The sequence below is a fragment of the Microbacterium sp. NPDC089695 genome (genome assembly GCF_044749085.1).
In the GTDB taxonomy this organism is placed as follows: domain Bacteria; phylum Actinomycetota; class Actinomycetes; order Actinomycetales; family Microbacteriaceae; genus Microbacterium.
The window spans coordinates 945193-965962 of the sequence record NZ_JBIVHG010000001.1; the positions used below are offsets into that span (position 1 = coordinate 945193).

The 20770-nt window shown below is 69.2% G+C and carries 19 protein-coding genes and 1 tRNA gene; 7 read left to right on the forward strand and 13 right to left on the reverse strand.

What is annotated here, in order from left to right; all coding sequences use genetic code 11:
• Positions 1-5: 5 nt before the first annotated feature.
• The 7 genes from pknB to ACIPYT_RS04740 all read right to left on the reverse strand — a co-directional run bounded on the left by pknB (position 6) and on the right by ACIPYT_RS04740 (position 8937).
• Positions 6-1700, reverse strand: a complete 1695-nt coding sequence (gene pknB, locus ACIPYT_RS04710) for a Stk1 family PASTA domain-containing Ser/Thr kinase (RefSeq protein WP_401071118.1) — start codon at positions 1698-1700, stop codon at positions 6-8.
• A gap of 59 nt (positions 1701-1759) precedes the next feature.
• Positions 1760-3484, reverse strand: a complete 1725-nt coding sequence (locus ACIPYT_RS04715) for a protein kinase (RefSeq protein ID WP_401071120.1) — start codon at positions 3482-3484, stop codon at positions 1760-1762.
• A complete protein-coding gene (locus tag ACIPYT_RS04720) occupies positions 3481-4935 on the reverse strand; it encodes a peptidoglycan D,D-transpeptidase FtsI family protein (protein WP_401071122.1) in 1455 nt (484 codons plus the stop codon). Before ACIPYT_RS04720 ends, ACIPYT_RS04715 begins: the two co-directional genes overlap by 4 nt.
• A 73-nt stretch (positions 4936-5008) precedes the next feature.
• Entirely contained in the window at positions 5009-6394 is a 1386-nt protein-coding gene (locus ACIPYT_RS04725; RefSeq protein ID WP_401071124.1) for an FtsW/RodA/SpoVE family cell cycle protein, read from the reverse strand.
• Positions 6391-7686 (reverse strand): PP2C family protein-serine/threonine phosphatase, encoded by a 1296-nt coding sequence (locus ACIPYT_RS04730; RefSeq protein WP_401071126.1) that lies wholly within the window; start codon positions 7684-7686, stop codon positions 6391-6393. Before ACIPYT_RS04730 ends, ACIPYT_RS04725 begins: the two co-directional genes overlap by 4 nt.
• Positions 7687-7693: 7 nt before the next feature.
• Positions 7694-8215, reverse strand: a complete 522-nt coding sequence (locus ACIPYT_RS04735) for an FHA domain-containing protein (RefSeq protein WP_401071128.1) — start codon at positions 8213-8215, stop codon at positions 7694-7696.
• The gene (locus ACIPYT_RS04740) at positions 8215-8937 is read right to left on the reverse strand and encodes an FhaA domain-containing protein (protein ID WP_401071130.1); all 723 of its coding nucleotides are present in this window, start codon (positions 8935-8937) and stop codon (positions 8215-8217) included. The genes ACIPYT_RS04735 and ACIPYT_RS04740 overlap by 1 nt, the downstream gene beginning before the upstream one ends.
• A gap of 260 nt (positions 8938-9197) precedes the next feature.
• On the opposite strand from ACIPYT_RS04740, the gene ACIPYT_RS04745 reads away from it, so the two are divergent.
• Positions 9198-9280 (forward strand) — tRNA-Leu (locus tag ACIPYT_RS04745).
• Between the two features lie 214 nt (positions 9281-9494).
• Here the strand turns inward: ACIPYT_RS04745 and ACIPYT_RS04750 are convergent.
• Positions 9495-9734, reverse strand: coding sequence for a hypothetical protein (locus ACIPYT_RS04750; RefSeq protein WP_401071132.1), 240 nt, complete (start codon positions 9732-9734; stop codon positions 9495-9497).
• A gap of 225 nt (positions 9735-9959) precedes the next feature.
• Here ACIPYT_RS04750 and ACIPYT_RS04755 point away from each other — a divergent pair, with 225 nt between their 5' ends.
• From ACIPYT_RS04755 to ACIPYT_RS04770, 4 genes are all read left to right on the forward strand, one after another.
• Positions 9960-10295 carry a hypothetical protein gene (locus ACIPYT_RS04755; RefSeq protein ID WP_401071134.1) on the forward strand — a complete coding sequence of 112 codons (336 nt, stop codon included), beginning with the start codon at positions 9960-9962 and terminating at the stop codon, positions 10293-10295.
• A gap of 81 nt (positions 10296-10376) precedes the next feature.
• Positions 10377-10676 carry a hypothetical protein gene (locus ACIPYT_RS04760; protein ID WP_401071136.1) on the forward strand — a complete coding sequence of 100 codons (300 nt, stop codon included), beginning with the start codon at positions 10377-10379 and terminating at the stop codon, positions 10674-10676.
• A 384-nt stretch (positions 10677-11060) separates the two neighbouring features.
• Positions 11061-12209, forward strand: a complete 1149-nt coding sequence (locus ACIPYT_RS04765; protein ID WP_401071138.1) for a GNAT family N-acetyltransferase — start codon at positions 11061-11063, stop codon at positions 12207-12209.
• Between the two features lie 151 nt (positions 12210-12360).
• A complete protein-coding gene (locus ACIPYT_RS04770) occupies positions 12361-12987 on the forward strand; it encodes a hypothetical protein (RefSeq protein ID WP_401071140.1) in 627 nt (208 codons plus the stop codon).
• On the opposite strand, the gene ACIPYT_RS04775 is transcribed toward ACIPYT_RS04770, so the two are convergent.
• The 3 genes from ACIPYT_RS04775 to ACIPYT_RS04785 all read right to left on the reverse strand — a co-directional run bounded on the left by ACIPYT_RS04775 (position 12960) and on the right by ACIPYT_RS04785 (position 14521).
• Positions 12960-13472 carry a hypothetical protein gene (locus tag ACIPYT_RS04775; protein ID WP_401071142.1) on the reverse strand — a complete coding sequence of 171 codons (513 nt, stop codon included), beginning with the start codon at positions 13470-13472 and terminating at the stop codon, positions 12960-12962. The two genes, ACIPYT_RS04770 and ACIPYT_RS04775, sit on opposite strands and share 28 nt — an antisense overlap.
• Positions 13469-14065: an RNA polymerase sigma factor gene (locus ACIPYT_RS04780; RefSeq protein ID WP_401071144.1), complete on the reverse strand. Its 597-nt coding sequence runs from the start codon at positions 14063-14065 to the stop codon at positions 13469-13471. The genes ACIPYT_RS04775 and ACIPYT_RS04780 overlap by 4 nt, the downstream gene beginning before the upstream one ends.
• 111 nt (positions 14066-14176) lie before the next feature.
• Entirely contained in the window at positions 14177-14521 is a 345-nt protein-coding gene (locus ACIPYT_RS04785; protein WP_401071146.1) for a helix-turn-helix domain-containing protein, read from the reverse strand.
• Between the two features lie 314 nt (positions 14522-14835).
• Between ACIPYT_RS04785 and ACIPYT_RS04790 the strand changes: the two genes are divergently transcribed.
• Positions 14836-15633, forward strand: a complete 798-nt coding sequence (locus ACIPYT_RS04790) for a siderophore-interacting protein (RefSeq protein WP_401071148.1) — start codon at positions 14836-14838, stop codon at positions 15631-15633.
• Between the two features lie 79 nt (positions 15634-15712).
• Here ACIPYT_RS04790 and ACIPYT_RS04795 read toward each other — a convergent pair whose 3' ends face one another.
• Both ACIPYT_RS04795 and ACIPYT_RS04800 read right to left on the reverse strand, forming a co-directional pair.
• Positions 15713-16549 (reverse strand): aldo/keto reductase, encoded by an 837-nt coding sequence (locus ACIPYT_RS04795; RefSeq protein WP_401071150.1) that lies wholly within the window; start codon positions 16547-16549, stop codon positions 15713-15715.
• Positions 16550-16597: 48 nt separating this feature from the next.
• Positions 16598-17389, reverse strand: coding sequence for a hypothetical protein (locus ACIPYT_RS04800; RefSeq protein WP_401071152.1), 792 nt, complete (start codon positions 17387-17389; stop codon positions 16598-16600).
• A 661-nt stretch (positions 17390-18050) separates the two neighbouring features.
• Between ACIPYT_RS04800 and ACIPYT_RS04805 the strand changes: the two genes are divergently transcribed.
• Positions 18051-20621 (forward strand): LuxR C-terminal-related transcriptional regulator, encoded by a 2571-nt coding sequence (locus tag ACIPYT_RS04805; RefSeq protein WP_401071154.1) that lies wholly within the window; start codon positions 18051-18053, stop codon positions 20619-20621.
• Positions 20622-20770: the final 149 nt, after the last annotated feature.

Consider the following 20770-nt stretch of genomic DNA (forward strand, 5'->3'; position numbering starts at 1 on the left):
CGGGCTCAGCCGCCGGCGACGCAGTAGCGCAGCTCGACGGTCGAGCCGATCGGCACATCGCCCGGTGCGACCGACATCGCGGCCACGGTCGGGGGAGTGTTCGCCGCGCAGTCGGTGAGCTCGACGGGGGTCGCGACGAGGCCGATGCGCTCGAGCTCCGCCGTCGCGGCCTCCAGAGTCCACCCCGACACGTCGGTGAGCGTCACGCGTCCGCTCGCCACGACCAGGTTCACCGCCGTCTTGGGCGCGACCTCGGACTCCGCCGCCTCGCTCGCCTCCATGACGGTGTCGGCCGCGAGGCCCTTGTCGTTGCGTTGGATCACGGTGCCGAGTTGCAGGCCCGCCTGCGCCAGAGCATCCTTCGCCGCCGTGAGCGACAGGCCCTCCAGCGTGGGCACGACCACCGTCTCCTTGCCCGACGAGACGTAGACCGTGATCGTGTCGCCCTCGGTCACCGCGGTTCCGGCTTCGGGGTCGGTGCGGATCACGTTGCCCTCGGCGATGTCGCTGCTCGATTCGAGCACCAGCTTCGAGGTGAGGTCGAGTTCGCCGAGATCGCTCTGCGCGCGTTCGGCCGACACGTTCACGAGGTCGGGCACGGTGCGCGAACTCGCCGGCACCTCTTCGGGTCGCATGCTGATCGTCCACACCCAGAAGAGCACGGATGCCAGCAGCACGGCCAGCAGCGCGACGCCGGCCCAGATCCACGCGACCGGCGGACCCGACTGGGTGCGCGCCATCGTCGTGTCGGTGCTGAGCTGTCGCAGCGACCGCGCCGTCTCCTGCGCCTGGCGCGGGCTCGGTCCGTACAGCTCGCTCGTGAGTGCGCCGATCTCCTTGCGCGTCGGCGTCGCGCCGGTCACGGCGGAGTCGAGCGCGGCACGGAAGTGCGCGGCATCCGGGAATCGCTGGTACGGGTCTTTCGCGAGGGCGCGCAGCACGATCGGGTCGAGCGCCGCGGGGGCGTCCTCGTTGACCTCGGTCGGCGGCACCGGTGTCTCGCTCACGTGCTGGTAGGCGACGGCGACGGGCGACTCTCCGCGGAACGGCTGCCGACCGGTCAGCAGTTCGTACAGCACCACTCCCGTGGAGTAAAGGTCGGCGCGGGCGTCGACCGGTTCGCCCTTCGCCTGCTCGGGGGAGAAGTACGCCGCGGTGCCGATGATCTGCGTGGTCTCGGCGACCGTCGACGACGAGTCCGACACCGCGCGGGCGATGCCGAAGTCCATGACTTTGACCTGGCCCTTGTCGGTCACCATCACGTTGCCGGGCTTGATGTCGCGGTGCACGACGCCGGCGCGGTGCGAGTAGTCGAGCGCTTCGAGGATGCCGTCGACGTAGCGGATCGCGTCGTCGACCGGCACCGGGCCGCGCGCGATGATGTCCTTCAGCAGCGTGCCGCTGATCAGCTCCATCACGATGTACGGCGGGTCGTTCGCGTCGTCCCCCGGCGCCGACGGGTCGCCCGCGTCGTACACGCGCACGATCGAGGGGTGCGACATCCGCGACGCCGACTGCGCCTCGAGGCGGAACCGCGTGCGGAACGCCGTGTCGCGGGCGAGCTCGGGGTCGAGGATCTTGATCGCGACGTCACGGCCGAGGGTCAGGTCGTACCCGCGGTAGACCTTCGCCATGCCGCCGTGCCCGATGAGCTCGCCGACCCGGTAGCGACCCGCGAGAACACGTGGCTCTGTCGACACGTACTGACCCCCTGAAACGACCTGACCTGTTGAGAACCTCAGCCTACGGTGTGCAACCGCTATTCACCTGAGTCCTCGCCGCCGCCGTCGGCTGCGGGGAGGATCAGGACGGGAGCCATCGGGTCGGACTGCGGAGACGCCATGTCGCCGCAGAAGACGCGGTAGGTCGCGGTGATCGACTGGCCGGCGGGACCGGGGACGATCTGCGTCGTCAGGACGCTCGGACCGAAGCTGCGGATCGACTCGCCGGCGTTGCCGCCGGAGAACGTCGCATTCGTCAGCGTCACCTCGAAGGACGACCGGGCACCGGTGCCGGAGGGGCACTCGAAGCTGGGCCAGTTGAGCGTGACGGGCTGACCCTCGGTCGCGATGCCCGCGATGGTCGGGGTGCCCGTGGGCTTGCCGACCTGCGCGCGCTCCTTGTACGTCGTGAGGACGATGGACGTGCCCTGGGGCACGTTGCCGCCGGGCTGCACCGACTCGACCGTACCGGCCTGGTCGGGGCTCGGAGCCTCGGTGTTGCCGACGACGCAGTCGGCGAGCAGGCCCGCGTTCACCGCGGTCGACCGGGCGGCCTCGCACTGCATCCCGACGAGTCCCAGCGCGTCGACGTCGACCATCTCGGGCTCGGGCGTCTCGGTCGGCGTGGGCGTCGGCGTCGGGGTGTCGCTCGTGGTGGGCTTCGGCGTCGGATCGGCGTCTCCGCCGCCGTTCGTGAGCGCGAAGACCGTGCCGACCAGCACGATCACCAGGACGGCGATCAGGCCGACCAGCGGCCACGTCCACGGACTGCGCTTCTTCTTCTTCTCGGTCTCGTCCTCGGCGCCCTCCTCGGTGGAGAGCTGCGCCGTGGTCGGGAGCACGCGCGTCGCGCCGTCGTCGCCGCTCGCCGTGAGCAGACGCGTCGCGTCGTCGGCGACCCCGCCGTTGGCGATCGCAGGAACCGCGATCGCCGCCGAGTTCAGGTCGCCGCGGCGCAGGGCCTGCGCGGCGCGGGCGACGGTCGCCGCCGACGACGGACGATCGGCGGGCTTCTTGGCGATCATCGCCATCACGAGGTTCTGCACCGGGATCGGCACCGTCGGCGGCAGCGGCGGAGGCTGCTCGTTGATCTGGGCCATCGCGATCGCGACCTGGGACTCGCCCGTGAAGGGGCGCTTGCCCGCGAGGCACTCGTACGCGACGATGCCGAGCGAGTAGGTGTCGGTCGCGGGGGATGCCGGGTGGCCCGACGCCTGCTCGGGCGACAGGTACTGCACCGTGCCCATGACCTGGCCGGTCGCGGTGAGCGGCACCTGGTCGGCGATGCGCGCGATGCCGAAGTCGGTGATCTTGACGCGGCCGTCGGGGGTGATCAGCAGATTGCCCGGCTTGATGTCACGGTGCACGAGGCCGGCGGCGTGGGCCGCCTGCAGAGCGGATGCCGTCTGCGCGACGATGTCGAGGGTCTTGTCGGCGCTCAGGGCGCCGTCGCGCTCGAGGATCGTCGAGAGCGCCTCACCCGGAACGAGCTCCATGACGAGGTAGGCGCTGCCGTTCTCCTCGCCGTAGTCGTACACGCTGGCGATGCCCTCGTGGTTGACGAGCGCCGCGTGCCGCGCCTCCGCGCGGAAACGCTCGAGGAACCCCGGGTCCCCCATGTACTCGTCCTTGAGGATCTTGATCGCGACGGTGCGTCCGATGACGTGATCCGTCGCCTCCCACACCTCGCCCATGCCGCCGATCGCGATACGCGACTGCAGCTCGTAGCGACCACCGAACGACACACCCTGCGTCGGTCTCATCTGCCCAGCACCGCCTCTATGACCTTCTTTGCAATCGGAGCGGCGATGCTGTCGCCGGATCCTGACTGCCCCTGTCCACCGCCGTCTTCGACGAGGACCGCTACTGCGACCTGCGGGTCGTCCGCCGGAGCGAAACCGGTGAACCACAGCGTGTACGGCTTGCTGCCGTTCTCGGTGGTGCCGGTCTTACCCGCCACGTCGACCCCGTCTATTCTTGCACCCTGCGCAGCGCCCGTTGAGACGCTCGCGACCATGGATGCCGTGACCTGATCGGCCACCGTCTCGTCGAGCGCGCGACCGAATTCGGTGTCGTCGTACGAGCGGATCACCGACAGGTCGTTGCCGATGATCGCATCGACCATCCGCGGGTTCATCACGACGCCGTCGTTCGCGATGCCGGCCGAGAGCATCGCGATCTGCAGCGGCGTCGCCGTGACCTGTCCCTGGCCGAATCCGCTGAGCGCGGTCTGCGCGTCGTCGAGCGCGCGCGGGTAGCTCGACGGCGTCGACTCGAGCGGCGTCGAGAAGCTCTGGTTGAATCCGAACTTCTCGGCCATCTCGCGGATCGCGTCGTCTCCGAGCTGCACGGCGAGCTCCGCCATCGGGATGTTGCAGCTCAGCCGGATGGCCTCCGCGATCGTCACGGTGGCTCCGCTGCCGCACGTACCGCCCCACGCGTTCGCGACGGTGTTCGACGACTGCGGCAGCTGATAGCGCGCCGGGTTCGGAAGCGTCGAGTCGGGCGTGTAGTCGCCGGAGGCGTACGCCGCGGCCGCGACGACCAGCTTGAACGTCGAACCGGGCGGGTTGAGGTCTCCGGCGATCGCGCGGTTCGAGAGCGGCTTGGTGGGGTCGGCGACGAGCTGGTCGTAGGCCGCGTTCGCGGCATCCGCGTCGTGCGTCGCGAGCGTGTTGGTGTCGAAGCCCGGCGTCGAGACCATGGCGAGGATGCGGCCCGTGCTCGGCTCGATCGCGACGACGGCGCCCTGCAGCCCCTGCAGCGCGTCGTATGCCGCCTGCTGAACTGCCGTGTCGAGCGAGAGCGCGACACCGAAGCCGGTCTGCGGCTGGCCGGAGAGGATGCGCTCGATCTCGGCGAAGAACGCCGAGGAGCCGGTGCCGGAGAGGTCGGCGTTGAGGGCGCTCTCGATTCCCGTCGCCGACTGCAGCGCCGGGTTGAAGTAGCCGGTGACGGGCTCCCACATCGCGCCGTCGGCGTACACGCGCTGGAACTGGTAACGGTCGTTCGACGGCGTGGACGACGCGATCGCGACGTCGTCGACCAGGATCGGTCCGCGCTGGATCTCGTAGCTGTCGAGCTGCGTGCGCTTGTTGTTCGCGTTCTGCGCCAGTGTGTCGGCCTCGACGACCTGGATCCAGCTGGTCGCCGCGAACAGAGACACGAACATGAACAGCATCACGATGCTGAGACGACGGAGTTCTTTGGTCATGCGACGCCCCCTCGGGCGGAGTGCTCGCCGGTCACTGAGCGAGGAGCGGAGCGACGAGTCGAAGAGTGTGTCATCAGCCGATCACCGCCCTGGGCTGGCTGCGCACGCCGTCGGAGATGCGCAGGAGGATGGCCACGATCAGCCAGTTGGCGACGAGCGACGACCCGCCGGCTGCGAGGAACGGAGTGGTGAGACCCGTGAGCGGGATGATGCGCGTGACGCCGCCGACCATGATGAACACCTGCAGCGCGATCGTGAACGCGAGGCCGGTCGCGAGCAGCTTCCCGAAGTCGTCGTGACCCGCGAGGCCGATGCGGATGCCGCGGCTGATGAACACCATGTAGAGGCTGAGCACCGCGAAGAGGCCGATCAGGCCGATCTCCTCGCCGAGGCTCGTGATGATGTAGTCGCTGTGCGCGAGCGGCGTCACCTCGGGTCGGCCCTGACCCCAGCCGGTGCCGAGGAGACCGCCGTGCGCGAGGCCGAACAGGCCCTGCATGGGCTGGTAGCCGGCGCCGTCCGGATCGACCTTGTCGGGGTCGAACAGGAACAGCCAGTTCGTGAACCGCCCCTGCACGTAGCTGAGGATCTGCGTCGCGACGGCCACACCGGCGGCGACGAGCGCGAGGCCGATGAGCACCCAGCTGGTCTTGCCGGTCGCGACGTAGAGCATCGCGACGAACATGCCGAAGATGAGCGTTCCGGTGCCGAGGTCGCGCTGGATCACGATGATCCCGAGCGAGATCGCCCACACCACGAGCACGGGGCCGAGCTCCCGCATCCGCGGCCAGGTGATGCCGAGGAACCGCGTGCCGACCGAGGTGAGGCTCTCGCGCGTGCGCACGAGGTAACCGGCGAAGAAGATCGCGAGGCAGATCTTGGCGAGCTCGCCGGGCTGGAACGCGAACATGCCGCCGAGCGAGACCCACACCTGGGCGTTCGCGTCGGGGATGCGCAGACCGGGCACGAACGGCAGCAGCAGGAGCAGGATGCCGGAGAGGCCGAAGATGTACGTGTACCGGAACAGCACGCGGTAGTTGCGCAGCAGGATCACGCACGTGATGGCGCCGGCCAGCGAGATCGCGGTCCAGGCGAGCTGCTTGGTCGAGTACGCGTCCCATCCGGTGAGCGACTTGGCGATGTCGATGCGGTAGATCATCGTGACGCCGAGTCCGGTGAGGAGGGTCGCGATCGGCAGCACGAACGGGTCGGCGTTGGAGGCCACGACGCGGAGCACGAAGTGCAGTGCGAACGCGAGCACGCCGAGCCCCCCGCCGATGGCCAGGATCATCGGGTCGATGAGCCCCAGCGCGCCGAGCTGCGTGAGCGTGAGGGCTGCGCCGCTGATGACGATCGCGAACAGCAGCAGCCAGAACTCCCGGTTGCGCTGCGTCTGCGGCAGACGCAGCGTGCGCAGCGCCTTGATGACGGTGGTGTCGGCCTGGACGTCGCTGCTCATCCCGCGCCCTCCGTCTCGGTCGGGGTCGGCATCGGCGTCGGCAGCGGCGTCTCGCCGGTCACGCGGTCGGCACCGGCCTGGAGCCGCGCGACGATCGCCTGCGCATCCGACAGGGAGCGTGCCGAGATCGTGCGCTCGACGGAGTCGCGCTGGTAGGGCGGCAGGTTCGCGAGGAGGATGTCGGTGTCCTCGACCGGGGTCGACAGTGTGATCGGCCCGATGTTCTGCTGCACGCCCTGGTAGATCACGACGCTGTCCTCGTCGGCGCCCACGAAGTAGCGCGTCTGGGTCCAGCTGTAGGCCGCGAAGGCCGCGAAGGCGAGCATCGCGAGGACCACCAGCATCCCGGCGATCCAGCCGAGCCGGCGGCGTTTGGCACGGCGGCGGTCTTCTTCGATGAGCTCCTCGAGGTACTCGGACGAGGGCTCGAAGTGGCTGGGGTCGTTGGCGGCCTGGCGCACCGGGTGCAGCCAACTGCTGCGCGGGGCGCGCACCGGCGGCACGGTGATGTTCGCGGGGTTCGACGCGGATCCGACGATCGTCGCGGTGCCCGAGTGCATCGCGTGCTGCCCGCCGACGTCGACCAGCACGATCGTCACGTTGTCGGGGGCGCCGCCGTCGAGCGCCTGCTTCAGCAGGTTGTCGGCCGTGCGGCCGGGGGCGAGGCCCAGGCGCATGGCCTTGAGGATGTGATCCTCGTCGACCACACCCGAGAGCCCGTCGGAGCAGAGCAGCCAGCGGTCGCCGGGCTGCGTGTGCATCACGAACATGTCGAGCTCGGGATCCGAGTCCATGTCGCTCAGCACCCGCATGAGCACGGAGCGCCGCGGGTGGTACCGGGCCTCCTCGGGGGTGATGCGGCCCGAGTCGACCAGGCGCTGCACGAACGTATGGTCGGCGGTGATCTGCGTGAGCGCGTCGTCGCGGTAGAGGTAGATGCGCGAGTCGCCGATGTGGCCGATGACCGCGAAGTCCTCGACCATGATGATCGCGCTGAGCGTGGTGCCGAGGCCGGCGAGCTCGGGGCGGTCCTTGGCGGCGCGGATCAGGTCGCCGGCGGCCGTGGTCGCGGCGGCCTGCAGCGAAGCCTGCGCGTCTTCGGTCGAGGTGAACGGCTGGTCGAGCGGCTGCATCCGCGAGATCGCGATGCTCGAGGCGACGTCGCCGCCCGCGTGCCCGCCCATGCCGTCGGCGACGACGAACAGGTTCGCTCCGGAGTACCCGGAGTCCTGGTTGTTGGAGCGGACCTTCCCGGTGTGGGAGATCGCGACGCTCGAGCCCTCGAAGACCATGCCCGGGTCAGGCTCGCAGCTCGAAGGTCGTGGCGCCCACCTTGATGGGAACGCCGAGCCCGAGGGCGACGGGGCCGCCCGTGACGCGGTTGCCGGCCACGAACGTGCCGTTGGTCGAGTCGAGGTCCTGGATCGCCCACGCGTCGCCGCGCAGCAGCAGACGGGCGTGGTGGCTGGAGGTGTAGTCGTCGCGGATCACGAGCGCCGACTCGCTGGAGCGGCCGATCGTGAGGATGTCGGTGCCCAAGGGCAGTTCGAGCCCGGACTTCGGGCCGGACGTGATCACGAGGCGCTTGGCCGTCGCGACCGTCGCGGGGCCCGTGCTGGCCTTCGAGGAGGCGGGGCGTTTCGCCGGAGCCGGGGGAGTGGCGGGGGATGCCGCGACGTCGCCGTCGGCGGGCAGCTTGCGCACCTTCACCCCGAACAGGTCGGCGCGCAGCGAGTACACCACCCCGAACACGAAGAACCACAGCAGTACCAGGAAGCCGATGCGCATGAGGAGGAGGACGAGCTCGCTGGGCGTGGTCATCAGATCGCTCCGAACGCGCGGGTGGCATCGTCGTCGCGCGGGCGCGCCGGACGCGACGGCGTCGCGACGGGGACGATGCGGAAGACGAGATCGGTGCGACCGATCGTGAGGGTCGTGTCGGTCGGCAGCGCGGCCTCACGGGTCTTGGAGCCGTTGACCTTGGTGCCGTTGGTGGAGCCGAGGTCGCGCATCATGGCGCGCTCGCCGTCCCACAGCACCTCGACGTGCTTGCGGCTCGATCCGGCATCCGCGATCGTGATGTCGGCGTCGGTGCCGCGGCCGATCACGGTGCGCGCACGGGTGATGGGGTGGCGACGACCGTCGACGTCGATCACGGCCTGCCAGTTCACGCGACCCTCGACCGTCCCCGAGCTCACGCGGACGGTGCCGGTCGCGATGTCGTCGGCCTCGAGAGCGATCGCCAGCGGACCCGCGAAGCTGTACCCCTGCGACTTCGCGTGCTTCGTGAGCAGTGCGTGCAGCTCGTCGGTCAGCGCGCCGCCGAGCGCGTGCATCCGCTCGTAGTCGTCGGCACTCAGGCGCACGACGTAGCTGTTGGGCGTGAGGATGCGGTCGCGGCTCACCACGGCCGCCTTCGTGTCGGCTTCACGCCGAAGCGCCGAAGCGATCTCCACGGGCTGGATGCCGCTGCGGAAGGTCTTCGCGAAGGCGCTGTTCACAGCGCGCTCGAGACCCTTCTCAAAGCTGTCAAGTAGTCCCACTGGGCTCCTCTGGCATGCCGACCGGTGGGTACATCGTAGCCAGGTGACCTGGGTGATCGCCGTTGCGGGGGTCGTCGTCGCCTGATTTCCGTGCGGATCCGGGGCGGCGGAGAACTCCGCGACGGGCGGAGGGATGCCGCTGCACTCTCCCCCCATAGGGGAGATCTCCTCCGCCCGAGGAGGGGATGATTCCTCGGTTTTCGGGTGGCTCGAACGCGTGATAGCCTTGCGAAGTTGAGTTCTCAGGAACGAGACGACTCGCGCGAGTGGCGGAATGGTAGACGCGCTGGCTTCAGGTGCCAGTGTCCGTATGGACGTGGGGGTTCAAGTCCCCCCTCGCGCACAGCGAGTGAAAGAGCCGGTCAGGATGTATTTCTGACCGGCTCTTTCGTTTCCCCCTACGCGTTCTTCCGCCCAATTCCCTTTTGAGCCGCGCGCAGAGCTTCCGGATGTCGGACTCGACACTGCCGTACACGTTGTTGAACTGGCTGAGCGGTGGTCGCAGGTCCCCGCGGTCGAGGTCCACGAGCAACGGCACGACGCTACTGCGGCCCGACTTATCCGCCTTCGAACAGGATCCATGGCTCAGCCATGTTGGCGCGCGCCAGGAGATGGATTCCGATAATGGAGGTCTCGAGGCGGTCGTTGATGACGTCGTTGAATCGTTCGCCTGGCGCGATGTTCGCGTCGGACAGGAACGACTGAACGTGTCCGGCGAAGGCGGTGTCAATGAACTCTTTCAGCTCATGACCCAGTGTTCTCGTCGGCTCGCCAGACCAACTGATGAAGGCCTGCATTGTCCCCCAAACGCCCTACAGACAGCCTGCGGAGACCCCTTGCACTGTGTTGGAGCGGGCGTGAATGATGCGCCCTGCAAGCAATACAGAACGAAGGAAGTGCATTATGAATAACCGTTCCCTCACGAAGTTGGCATCCTGTGGCACGGTGGCCGCCGCGGTCCTTGCCGTCGCCTGCGGCAGGCTTTCGACGACTACTACCTGCCGGCAGGGCAGACGGAAACGGTGACCCTCACGCCTCTCGCCGCGGATGGCACCATCGCAGGTGCAGCAACCGAGTTCAGCTCAGAGACCGCGGCGTCTGCGCGGGTGCAGGCCGCAGCGACTCAGTGCTGGCAGACCTCGAAGCGCACGACGACGGTCAACGCGGTCGGCGTCGGACTCTTCGACATCTGGGTCGAAGGAACCTGGTGTGATGTGGCAACGGGCGGAACTTCGAGCGCGACCTTCAACCGGTCGTGGTCGACCATCGGCACAGTCGGCCGGCGCGACGCGGGGCAGATGTACAAGGGCGCGCTTGCGAACAACGGGTCGGTACTACCCTGGGGCAGCGCAAGATGATCCGTGGCGTTGGAGGATGGGATGTTCGTGAAGATCACCCGTGCTCGCGTCTCTACACCATCGGAAAGAGCGTGACCGTCGATGCCAAGTGCTACCTCCAGTAATCAGCGACCGACCGACGAAGCTCTCACGCCGCTCCGACGCAACTCCTGGCAGCGGGACCTCTTCGTCGGAGTTGTCATCGCCGTCGGAATGGTCGCGCTCTTCCTGGCACCGCCCGTCGGGTGGGGGCTAGTCGTCGTCGCGGCTGTGTTCGCGGCGACCGGCCTGTTCGGCCTGAGCCGCGCGCATCGCATCGCTCTCGCGGTGTTCGCCGGTGCGGGCATCCTCACCACGGCACTGCTCGCACTGCTGCTTCTGCCTGCAGGTGTGAGGGTTTAGATCCGCGGAGGCGCCCGGCGATCTAGGGTGCCTCCGCGGGGTGCTGATTCATCCTCGGTCTCATCCTGGGAGTTCTCGGGACATCGGGATTGGCGTCGGTCTCGTCATCGCCAGCTTCTTGGTCGGCGACGGCACGGCTGGGGGGCAGCGCTGTCGTCGTCCGGGACGATCACGACCATCGTTCTCGTCATCGTCGCGATTGTTCTCGCGGCGACCGTGCGACGGCAGAAGCAGGTCGGTCGTCAGGGCTGACGGACTACTCAAGAAGGCGGAGGGTCAGGTGCTGGCCCTCCGCCCTCCGCACCTGTGAACAGAGCTCGCGCGGGGTCGCCCGCCTATTCTCGGCCCCCCCGGGTTCACGGCAGGGCGGCGTAGCGTGAGTGCGTGTCGAAGCTCGAAGTCCCCGCCCCTGCCTGGCAGATCGGTCGCGTGATCGTCGGGCTCGCGGTTCTCGCGATACTCATCCACACGTACCTCCTCGGCGGGCCCCGCGACGGATTCAACCCCTTCGACTACTTCGGCTACTTCACCAACCTCACGGCTTCGCTCACGGCGTGCACGCTCGTCGCGTCGGGGGTACTCGGCCTCGCCGGTCGTTCCGCCGCGCGGGCGGTGCGGGTGCGAGCGGTGCTGACGGCGTGCATGGTCATCGTCGGGGAGATCTACAACACGCTCGTCCCTGGCACGGGAACGGCTCCGGCATGGGTGAGCGTGACCCTGCACATCGTGTTCCCCGTGGTCGTCCTCATCGATTGGATCTTCGGCCCTGGCCGACGTGCGCTTGCGTGGTCGGAGTTGTGGATCGTCATCCCGTACCCGCTGCTGTGGCTCATTGTCGTGCTCCTTCGCGGAGTGACCGACGGCTGGGTCCCGTACGGCTTCCTCCTCCCGAGCCGAGGGCCCGGATCGTTGGTCGCTCATGTCGTGGGCCTTCTCCTCGCCCTTGTCGTCGCCGGCGCGCTGGTGTGGTGGATGAGCCGCCTCCCTCACGGCACGATCCCCTCGCGCGACGCGCCCCGATCCCGTCGACTCGAGGCTGTGGACACCGAGCGTCTCGTGCTGCGGCCGCAACGAGCGCAGGATGCCGCGGTCTTCCGCGTCCTGTGGACCGAGCGCGATGCGCGGGTCCCCTCACGTCGACGGCTCACGTCCGACGGGCATCCCACCGTCGAGGAGATCGCCGACGGCATCCGTGCCGATCGGGAGCCGGGGCTGCTCACCGTCGTCGAGAAGCGAACCGGCGAGGTGCTCGGCTATTGCGGCATCGTCTTCCACGGGAGCGGCGAGCCGGGCGAGCCGGAGATCGCGTTCGAGCTGCTCCGGGCCGTGCACGGTCGGGGCTACGCGACGGAGGCGGCGACCGCGGTGCTCTCCCAGGTGCGTCGGCTCGGCCATCGGCGGATCTGGGCGACGGTGTGGGACTGGAACGCCGCATCGCTGCGAGTGCTGGAGAAGCTCGGGTTCGTCGACTCCGGAGTCGTGAATCCCCTCATGCCGCACGGACGCACGATCCTCACCGTCGCGCGCGGCTGACTACAGAGTTCGCGCCGACTTCGCCGACCCCGGCATACCGCTGTTCCGCGTGATTCCGCGGAACCGGGCCTGAGCGCGTCCGGACGGACAGGAACCCCGATCACGGGGGTGGACATACCGAAGCACATCCACCCGATCGGAGGAGCTTCCCATGTCCGCACGCCCATCGCCCGTCCGTCTCCTGTCCACCTCGGCGGCGCTGCTCACCGCACTCGCCGTGCTCGCGCCGACCTCGGCGCTCGCCGCCGCGGAGGCCTCGCCACCGGCATCCTCTCCGCCCCCGGCCTGCACGGTCGGCGGGATCGCCGTGCCAGAAGGCGAGCCGATCCCCGACGACATCCCGACCGTGATCTCCTGCTTCGATTCGGTCGCCGAGGCGGAGCAGTTCCTCGCGGCCGGAGCCCCGGGCGACTACGAACAGCTGCAGCCCGACGACGGGGCAGACCGGATCTCGGCCCGTTCGGCGTCGGCCTCCACCGCCTCGACCGTCATCGTCGGCCGCAACTGGACGGGGACGGCCCGCTCGGGATCAGTGCTCATCCACTGGGGTTCCGGCAGCGGATGCTACGGCACCACCTTCGGGTTCCCCAGCCTCGCCGCGAGCTGGAACAACGCGATCCGCTCGGCCGAGGGGTTCAGCAACTGCTGGTCGACGCAGTACGACGGCACGAGCTACACGGGCGCGCTCATCAACTGCACGGCATATTGCTCCACGCTCGGCGCGATGGCGGCGCGGACCTCGTCGATCGTCTACCGGCCGTCGGGCACGTTCGGCTGATAGGGGTGCAGCCGCAGGACCGAGCACTCGATCCTGCCGGGGACGACGGCCGCCGTGCCGTCGTCGGTCACGCATGTCGTGAACTCGGTCGGAGCGACGCCCGGTGTGGGAGTCGCGGAGAGCGGATCGTTGTCTTCGAACGCTCCCGCCTCCCACATCTGCGTGCACAGCGCCTCGGCATCATCGATGGCGATGACGCCCTCGGGGGTGGCGATGCTCGCGGCGGCTCCCGACAGCGACCCGTCTGGGTTGCGGTATGGGCCCTCCAGGCAGTGCACGACACCGGTCTCGCTCACCGGGCGCTCGTCGAGCAGCACGACACCTGCGACGCCGGCACCCGCGATCACGAGCACGCCGCCCGCGATCGACAGGCGCCCCCAGAGGGTCTTCCACCACACGGGGCGCGACAGATCGCGCCGCATCTGCTCGATGAGGAGGTCCTGTACCTCGCGATGGTGCGGCATGCGTGCATCCTGATCGCTCATGCGGTGGCCTCCTCCGTTGAGGGAGCATACTCATGCAGCGTCCCGCGCAGCCGCGACTTCACGCGCGACAGCCGCGACTTGACGGTCCCCACCGGGATGCCGAGAACCACCGCCGCCTCCGCGGCCGACAGCTCGTGCACCACGCAGAGCACGACCACGCTCGCATCCCGCGGGTTGAGCTGCTGCAGCGCATCGCGCACGCTGTGCGTGATCTTGAGCGAGTCCATGGCCCGCGCGACCTCGTCGGCGTGGTCGGGCGTCTCCTCCGCGTGCGGGATACGGCTGAGGAGGCGCTGGTAGCGGCGGCGCGAGCGCAGGCTGTTCTTGGCGGCGAACGAGGTCGTCGCCAGCAACCACGGCAGCACCGAGCCGTCGACGAGCCTGACCTTGTCGCGGCGGCGCCACAGCTCGAAGAAGGCGGTCGCGGCGACCTCCTCGGCATCCCATGACGTGCGCATCAGCACGAGGGACATCCGGAACACGGGCGCCTGATGCCGGTCGTGCAGCAGGCGGTACGCCGGCTCATCGCCCCGCGACAGCCGGAAGAGGAGCTCGCCGTCGTCGGGCGCTCTCGACTCTCTGATCTCCGGCACGGTCTCACCTCGGGCTTCGCGGCCGGTGGGGTCGTCCGGCCGTTCCCTTCGAGTCTAAGCGCCGTGCGTTGCGTGCGCGTCCGCGGTGGAGGCGCGCTCACGCGGTGCTCTTCATGCGGCACGCGGAACCTGAGCACGGGCGGCACGTGGACTGCATCCGAGGAACCGATGGCAGTGCGCACGGAAGGTCTCGTAGCTCCCGTATCCGCAACGTCGAGTGATCTCGGACATCGGGATGCTCGGATGCGCGGCGGCGAGCGACACCACGGCGCGCAGACGGCGTCGTGCGATGATCTCGGTCGCGCTCGGCCCGCCGTCGAAGACGCGATCGAGCTGTCGTCGGGAGACGTGCAGTGAGCGGGCCAGTCGGTCAGGACCGCAGCGCGGATCGCGGAAGTGGCGATCGATCAGGGCGAGGCACTGCCTGCGTACGGCGTCGTCGTCGATGGACCTCATGCCACGGAATGTCCGGATGCCCACGAACGGTTCCCTCGGCGGTCACCACTACAGAGATCACGCCAGAACACGGATGCCGTGGCGCGGCGGAGCCGTCGTCGTGATTACGTGGATGCGGGCGGCTCCTGCGGCGTCATCGACGGAGCGATGTCGCGAGGGGGAGGAGCCGTTCGGGCACCGGCGCGAGCTCCCGAGGCGGCTACCCCAGGGCTGCCCGGGGGCTCGCGCCTCGCACGATGACGGCGGATCGGCCCTCCGCTCGCCCGGGCCGTGCAGACTGGAGGCGGACCCCATCCGCGAGCCCAGGAGACGGAATGACCGATCAGACCCGCCCCGCACCCGCCCAGGCTGTCCTCACGGTCGAAGAGGTCGAGCAGGTGAGCCCCGACCTGATCCGCATCACGGCCGGCGGTGACGGCTACGACGACTACCGAGACAACGTGTTCACCGACAAGTACGTCAAGATCCTCTTCGCCGACCCGGAGCACGGCCTCACCCCGCCGTACGACCTCGCCCGGCTGCGGGAGGAGAGCCCCGAGAAGCTTCCGACGCGCCGCACGTACACGATCCGGTCATCGGATGCCGCGCGCCAGCGCCTCGTGATCGACTTCGTCGTGCACGGGGACGAAGGAGTCGCAGGGCCGTGGGCGCGCCGTGCACAGCCCGGCGATGTGCTCGTGCTGAGCGGCGCGGGCGGCGGATACGCCCCCGACCCGGCGGCGCCGTGGCATCTGCTGGTCGGCGATCACACCGCGGTGCCGGCGATCTCCTCGGCGATCGAGGCGATGGCGCCGGATGCCGTGGGCCACGTCGTGCTGACCGTCGCCGACCCGGCTGACCGGCTGCTGCCCGAGCTGCCCGACGGCGTGCGCCTGCGGTGGACCGACTCCGACGACGAACTTCTCTCGGTGCTCGCCGGTCTGCACTGGCCCGATGGCCACCCCGCGGTCTTCGCGCACGGCGAGCGCGGCACGATCAAAGAGGTGCGCGCACTGCTGAAGCAGCGTGACGTGCCGCGCGAGTCGCTGTCGATCTCGGCCTACTGGGCCCGCGGCCGCGCAGAAGACCAGTTCCAGGCCGAGAAGCGCGAGCCGATCGGACAGATCGAGTAGCGCGTGTCGACCGCCGACCGCGAAGGGCGGATGCCGGGTCGACCCCGGCATCCGCCCTTCTGTCAGCGGGCGCTCGTGCTCAGTTGAACTCGAGCGGGTGCGTGCCGACACGGCCGGAGCCGTCGAGCGGGTCGATGCCGTCGATCGCGTCGATCTCGGCGTCGCTCAGCTCGAAGCCGAACACGTCGAAGTTCTGCTCCATGCGCTCCTTGCGCGTCGACTTCGGGAACACGATGATCCCCTTCTGCAGGTGCCAGCGGATGACGGCCTGCGCGGGCGTGACGCCGTGCGCCTCGGCGGCCGCGACGACGGCGGGGTTCTCGAACAGCGGGTACTTGCCCTGGCCGAGCGGGCCCCACGACTCGATCTTCATGCCCTTGTCGGCGCCCCAGGCGAGTACGTCGCGCTGCTGGTAGGCCGGGTGCAGCTCGATCTGGTCGACCGCCGGCACGACGCCGGTCTCGGCGACCAGGCGGTCGAGGTGCTCGGGCAGGTGGTTCGAGACGCCGATCGAGCGCGAGAGACCCGCGTCGCGGATCTCGATGAGCTTGGTCCACGCGTTGACGAACGTGTTCTTCTCGGGGGTGGGCCAGTGCGTGAGGTAGAGGTCGACGAACTCGAGGCCGAGCTTGTCGAGGCTCTCGCGGATCGCCTCGTGCGGCTGCTCGCCGGACTGACGGTCGTTCCAGAGCTTCGTGGTGATGAAGAGCTCGTCGCGCGGGATGCCGCTCTTCGCGATCGCGGCGCCGACACCCTCTTCGTTCTTGTAGATCGCGGCGGTGTCGATGTGGCGGTAACCGACCTCGAGCGCCTCGGAGACGGCCTTCTCGGCCTCGTCGGCCGGAACGAGGAAGACGCCGAACCCCAGCTGCGGGATCGAGAGACCGGAGTTCAGGGTGATGGTGGGAACAGTCATGTCTCCAGCCTAGGAGTCCTGGCCATGCATGGGCCGGGAGGGGCGCAACTATCGGTCGACGCGGATCTCGATCGTGTTGCCGCGCATGGTGAGCTTCATGGCCGTGCCGGTCGGGAATCGGTCGCGCAGCTCATCGGGGTAGCCGTCGTCGATGATGAACTGCACCGTGGCGGGGAATCCCCCGGCGGGGCAGCCCATCGCGAATCCGCCGAACCCGTTGTCGGCCGAGGCCGAGTTGAGGCGCGTGGTCGACATGGCGATGAGGCAGCCGTCCTCGGGGCCCGCCGGACCCAGGAACGCCGTGCTGCGGATGAACGTGAGTCCGTAGAACTCCTCGAAGATCACGGAGCCCTGCGCACGCTCGCCCAGGACGTCGCGCCACTTCGCCTCGGGATCGACGGGGACCGTCGCCACGACCCCCGGCTCGATCGGACGTGCGATCGCGGTCGCCGAGACGCTGACGCCCACGGCCAGCAGGAGGACTGCCGCCGCGCCCACGAACCACGCGATGCGAGGGCGGGGAGAGAAGAGGTCGCGCCGCGCGGTCGGCGGGACGAGAGCGGGCTGCTCGTGGATCTCGGCGGAGGGGTCGGTCTGGGCGCGCGGCGGCGCGGTGGACCCGTCGGCGACGGCGTGGGGCACCCGATCGATGAGCGGTGCGTCGGCGGGAGCCGTGGTCACCGGCTCCAGCGTCGCAGGACGGGCCGGTGCCGGCGATGTCGGTCGTCGAGACTCGAGCGCCTCGAGGCGCCGCTGCGCCTCAAGGTCGGCGCCGATGTCGGCATCCCGTCCGTAGGCACGCGACTGCAGGGCCCGCAGTTCGGCATCCGCGTCACTCATGTCGCCCCCTTGCGTCCCGATAGTGGACCTCGCGGGCAACGTTATCTGCTGGTGGCTCCGCGTGCGGACCGAGCCGCACCCGAGACGAGGAGGCGCCTCACGATACGGGTTCGAGTCCGCGGGCTACGCAGGTCGACGCCGGCAGGTACGCAGACCTCTCGGATCGGTCGAGGCGGGCGGGCGCCGACCGATTGACTGGGGGTACCACGAGCGGTGGGGATCGCGAGTGGCGCACGGCGTCCTCCCCTTCGGCGCCGTGCGGGGTCGACACCCGTTGTCGACGTCGGGTGGCCTCGGTCGTACTCTTCCTGCAGACTTCGAGGCCACCCGTTCTCACCCGCAGCACGGTCGACGGCACTACGGCAGTCGAGCGCTCGGCGCACGGATCACACGCGACGACTACGGCACCGCGACGGATCGAGCACCCTCCCCGCCTAGATTCGTGGCGGCTGCTCGGCGCGGTGAGCCGGTCGCACGGATCGGTCCACGACGAGCATCGCTCCCGCGCCTCCCCAGCGTGGGCCGGTCGGTCGATTCCCCATCGATCGACAGGCGTGGCTCCGCAGGCTCCCCCCTGCGGAGCCACCTTCTTCTCGCGCCCGTTGCCACTCGCGGACGGCGACGTTACTTTGGAGGCACCTTGGAACGAAGGACGCTGACGGTGATCGGTCGAGAGAACCACCTCGCACTGTGCATCGCCCTGCTCGAGTCCGGTTCCAGTGTGGACGTGGTCGGCAGCCGGGGGAGCGGCCGATCGGCGATGCTCCGCGAACTGCGAGTGCGTCTCGAGGCGCGGGGCTGGACGGTCGTCTCGGTCCAGGGCGTCGCGTCCCTGCGGAATCACCCGGTCCTGCCACTGCGCCTGGCCGGTGCGACGGCGGGCGGCGAATCGGCGATCCCCCTCATCGAGCGGACCGCACGCGCGCTGCGCGAGATGCTCCCCGGTGCGCACGCCGCGATCCTGATCGACGACTGGGATGATCTCGACGAGACGACCTGGGGGCTCATCGAATCGATCCGCAGGTTGTCGAACGTGCCGATCGTCCTGTCGCGGCTCGCGGGGCAGCTCGCCCGACACACGCCCACCGGATTGAAGGCGACGACGGCCGAGCCGGCGTTCGTCATCGACACGGGTCCGCTGAGCTACTTCGAGATGGAGGCGGTGCTGCAACAGCATCTCGGCGCCCCGGTGAGCGCGGCGGCCGCGAGCCGCTTCTACGAGAGATCGGGCGGGGTCATCGGTCTGGCTCTGAGCATGGTCGACGCTGCCGTGCACGAGCGTCGCATCCACCGCGACGACGGGGTCTGGGTCGCTCACCGTGACGTCTGGAGTCCGACGCTTCGCGGAGTCGTCGAGACCTACCTCGACCCGCTGTCTGAGTCGGAGCGCGAGGCGCTGGAGGTGCTCGCTCTCGTCGGAGTCGTCGAACTGCGCACGGCGAAGGACCTCGTCGACGCAGAGGTGCTCGAGCAACTCGAGGCCTTCGGCATGATCCAGCTCCAGGCGTCGGGATCGCGTCAGCTCGTGACCGTGATGCCGCCCCTCGTCGTCGAGATGTTCCATCACTCGCCTCTCGCCGCCAGGCGCGAGCGGCTCACTGAGCGGATCGCGCAGCAGTTGGGCATGACCGAGCGACTCCGACAGCTGCGGCCGACCCTCTCGACATCGACGGCGATATCCGCTGCGGACGCGGTGTCGGTCCGCATGCTCAAGGAGCACAATCGCTCGCTGCGCATCGTGGCCGAGGCTGAATGGCAGAGGGAGAAGAGCGTGTCGACGGCGCTGCCGCTGTTGGGGGCGATGCTCGCCGACCGCGCCACGCGCCGCGAGTTCGAAGCCGTGCTCGCCGAGACCCCCGTCGGCAGCGATGACGAGTACACGCGCGTCGAGTGGGCCGTGGCGCTCGCCGCGTGGCGGGTGTATATGGACGGTGACGTCGACGGCGCACTGGATTCGCTCCGGGCGGCTCAGCGCGAGAATCCGGTGTATGGACGCGGAGCCGCAGGATGGGTGGCGATCCTCTCCACCTATCTCCGCGACACCCCGGAGGACTTCGCCGACCAGCTGGAGGTGTCCGACGAACTTCCGCAATCGGTCAGGACCCACTTGTGGGGGTCGCAGATGATCGTGCTGCTCGCCCGTGGCCGGTTCGCCGATGCGCGTCGCGCCTACGACTCGATCGATCGGAGTGACAAGACGGCGATCCGGTCGCTGCCCAACATCCTGCACACGCTGCTGCTGCTCGGCGAGGGCGATCACGCTGCGGCTCTCGCCTGGGCGCGCAGCGGGTTCGACGAAGCCCAGGGGGCCTTCGACGCCGAGGCAGCCCGCGGACACGCGTACGGCGCAGCGCTGTGCCTCACTCTCCAGGGCGACTACGCCGCCGTCGACAAGATCTTGACGACCGTGCTCAGCGTGGGTGAGCTCCCGCAGTTCCCGCTGGGCAGCCATCTCGGAATCCTCGTCCTGCAGACCATCGCGATGGTCAGATCGGGACGGATGCAGGCGGCCGAGCGGTATGCACGAGCCGCGCAGGACCTGCCCGGCCCCGACGGCCCGTTCCCCGGACAATCACGTGCCTGGTCGAGGACCGTGACCTCCCTCTCGGGTGGCGAGAGCGCCCAACGCTGCGCTGACGGGCTCTGGCACGAGTCCCTTGAGCTCTGGAACAGGGGTGCGCGTTTCGGGGCAGCCCTCGGCATGCTCTTCTCTCTCGAGATGCACTCCACGCACGAACGCCTGGAGGAAGCCACGACCCTGCTCTCGGAGATGGACGGGCTCCTCGTCGTGACGCATCTCGCCTTCCTACGGGCACGCCACGACGGTGACGCAGAGGGGCTCGTCCGGCTCGCGCCCGACCTTCGGCGCACGGGGCAGCCGGGGATCGCCGTTACCGCCCTCGAGACCGCGATCGACCTCCACCGCGGTCGAGGCGAACAGGATGCCGCGGAGCGGGTGTCCGCGATCCTCGGCCACCTCCGTGACGGGCTCGAGGGCGTGGCGCACGACAAGAGCCGCTTCGAGATCAACGCGCAGTTGACGGCGCGGGAGCTGGAGATCGCGCAGTTCGTCGCCATGGGCATGACCAATCAGCAGATCGCCACGCGCCTCGTGCTCAGCGTCCGGACGGTCGAGAGCCACCTGCTCCGGACATCGCGCAAGCTCGGGGTCAAGAACCGGGGTGAGATCGCGGCGAAGCTCGCGGCGCACACCGCGTCACCCGAGTACTGAGGCGCCGTCCGGCATCACGTAAGCGCTCGCTGAGGGCACGGATTCCATCCGCACCCGCGTCGGCAATGCGGTCGCGCGCTACGGCATGAGGCCGTTCATCGAGCGTGAGCGCGAGACCGTGGGGCGTCCGGTCACTCAGCACGCCTTCT

Coding starts and splice junctions, on each gene's coding strand:
- ACIPYT_RS04785 (WP_401071146.1), bottom strand. CDS start 14,521: ATGAGGTCCATCGACGACGACGCCGTACGCAGGCAGTGCCTCGCCCTG.
- ACIPYT_RS04790 (WP_401071148.1), top strand. CDS start 14,836: ATGACCGATCAGACCCGCCCCGCACCCGCCCAGGCTGTCCTCACGGTC.
- ACIPYT_RS04735 (WP_401071128.1), bottom strand. CDS start 8,215: ATGACCACGCCCAGCGAGCTCGTCCTCCTCCTCATGCGCATCGGCTTC.
- ACIPYT_RS04750 (WP_401071132.1), bottom strand. CDS start 9,734: ATGCAGGCCTTCATCAGTTGGTCTGGCGAGCCGACGAGAACACTGGGT.
- ACIPYT_RS04800 (WP_401071152.1), bottom strand. CDS start 17,389: ATGAGTGACGCGGATGCCGAACTGCGGGCCCTGCAGTCGCGTGCCTAC.
- ACIPYT_RS04725 (WP_401071124.1), bottom strand. CDS start 6,394: ATGAGCAGCGACGTCCAGGCCGACACCACCGTCATCAAGGCGCTGCGC.
- ACIPYT_RS04795 (WP_401071150.1), bottom strand. CDS start 16,549: ATGACTGTTCCCACCATCACCCTGAACTCCGGTCTCTCGATCCCGCAG.
- ACIPYT_RS04770 (WP_401071140.1), top strand. CDS start 12,361: ATGTCCGCACGCCCATCGCCCGTCCGTCTCCTGTCCACCTCGGCGGCG.
- ACIPYT_RS04775 (WP_401071142.1), bottom strand. CDS start 13,472: ATGAGCGATCAGGATGCACGCATGCCGCACCATCGCGAGGTACAGGAC.
- ACIPYT_RS04715 (WP_401071120.1), bottom strand. CDS start 3,484: ATGAGACCGACGCAGGGTGTGTCGTTCGGTGGTCGCTACGAGCTGCAG.
- ACIPYT_RS04730 (WP_401071126.1), bottom strand. CDS start 7,686: ATGGTCTTCGAGGGCTCGAGCGTCGCGATCTCCCACACCGGGAAGGTC.
- ACIPYT_RS04760 (WP_401071136.1), top strand. CDS start 10,377: ATGCCAAGTGCTACCTCCAGTAATCAGCGACCGACCGACGAAGCTCTC.
- ACIPYT_RS04720 (WP_401071122.1), bottom strand. CDS start 4,935: ATGACCAAAGAACTCCGTCGTCTCAGCATCGTGATGCTGTTCATGTTC.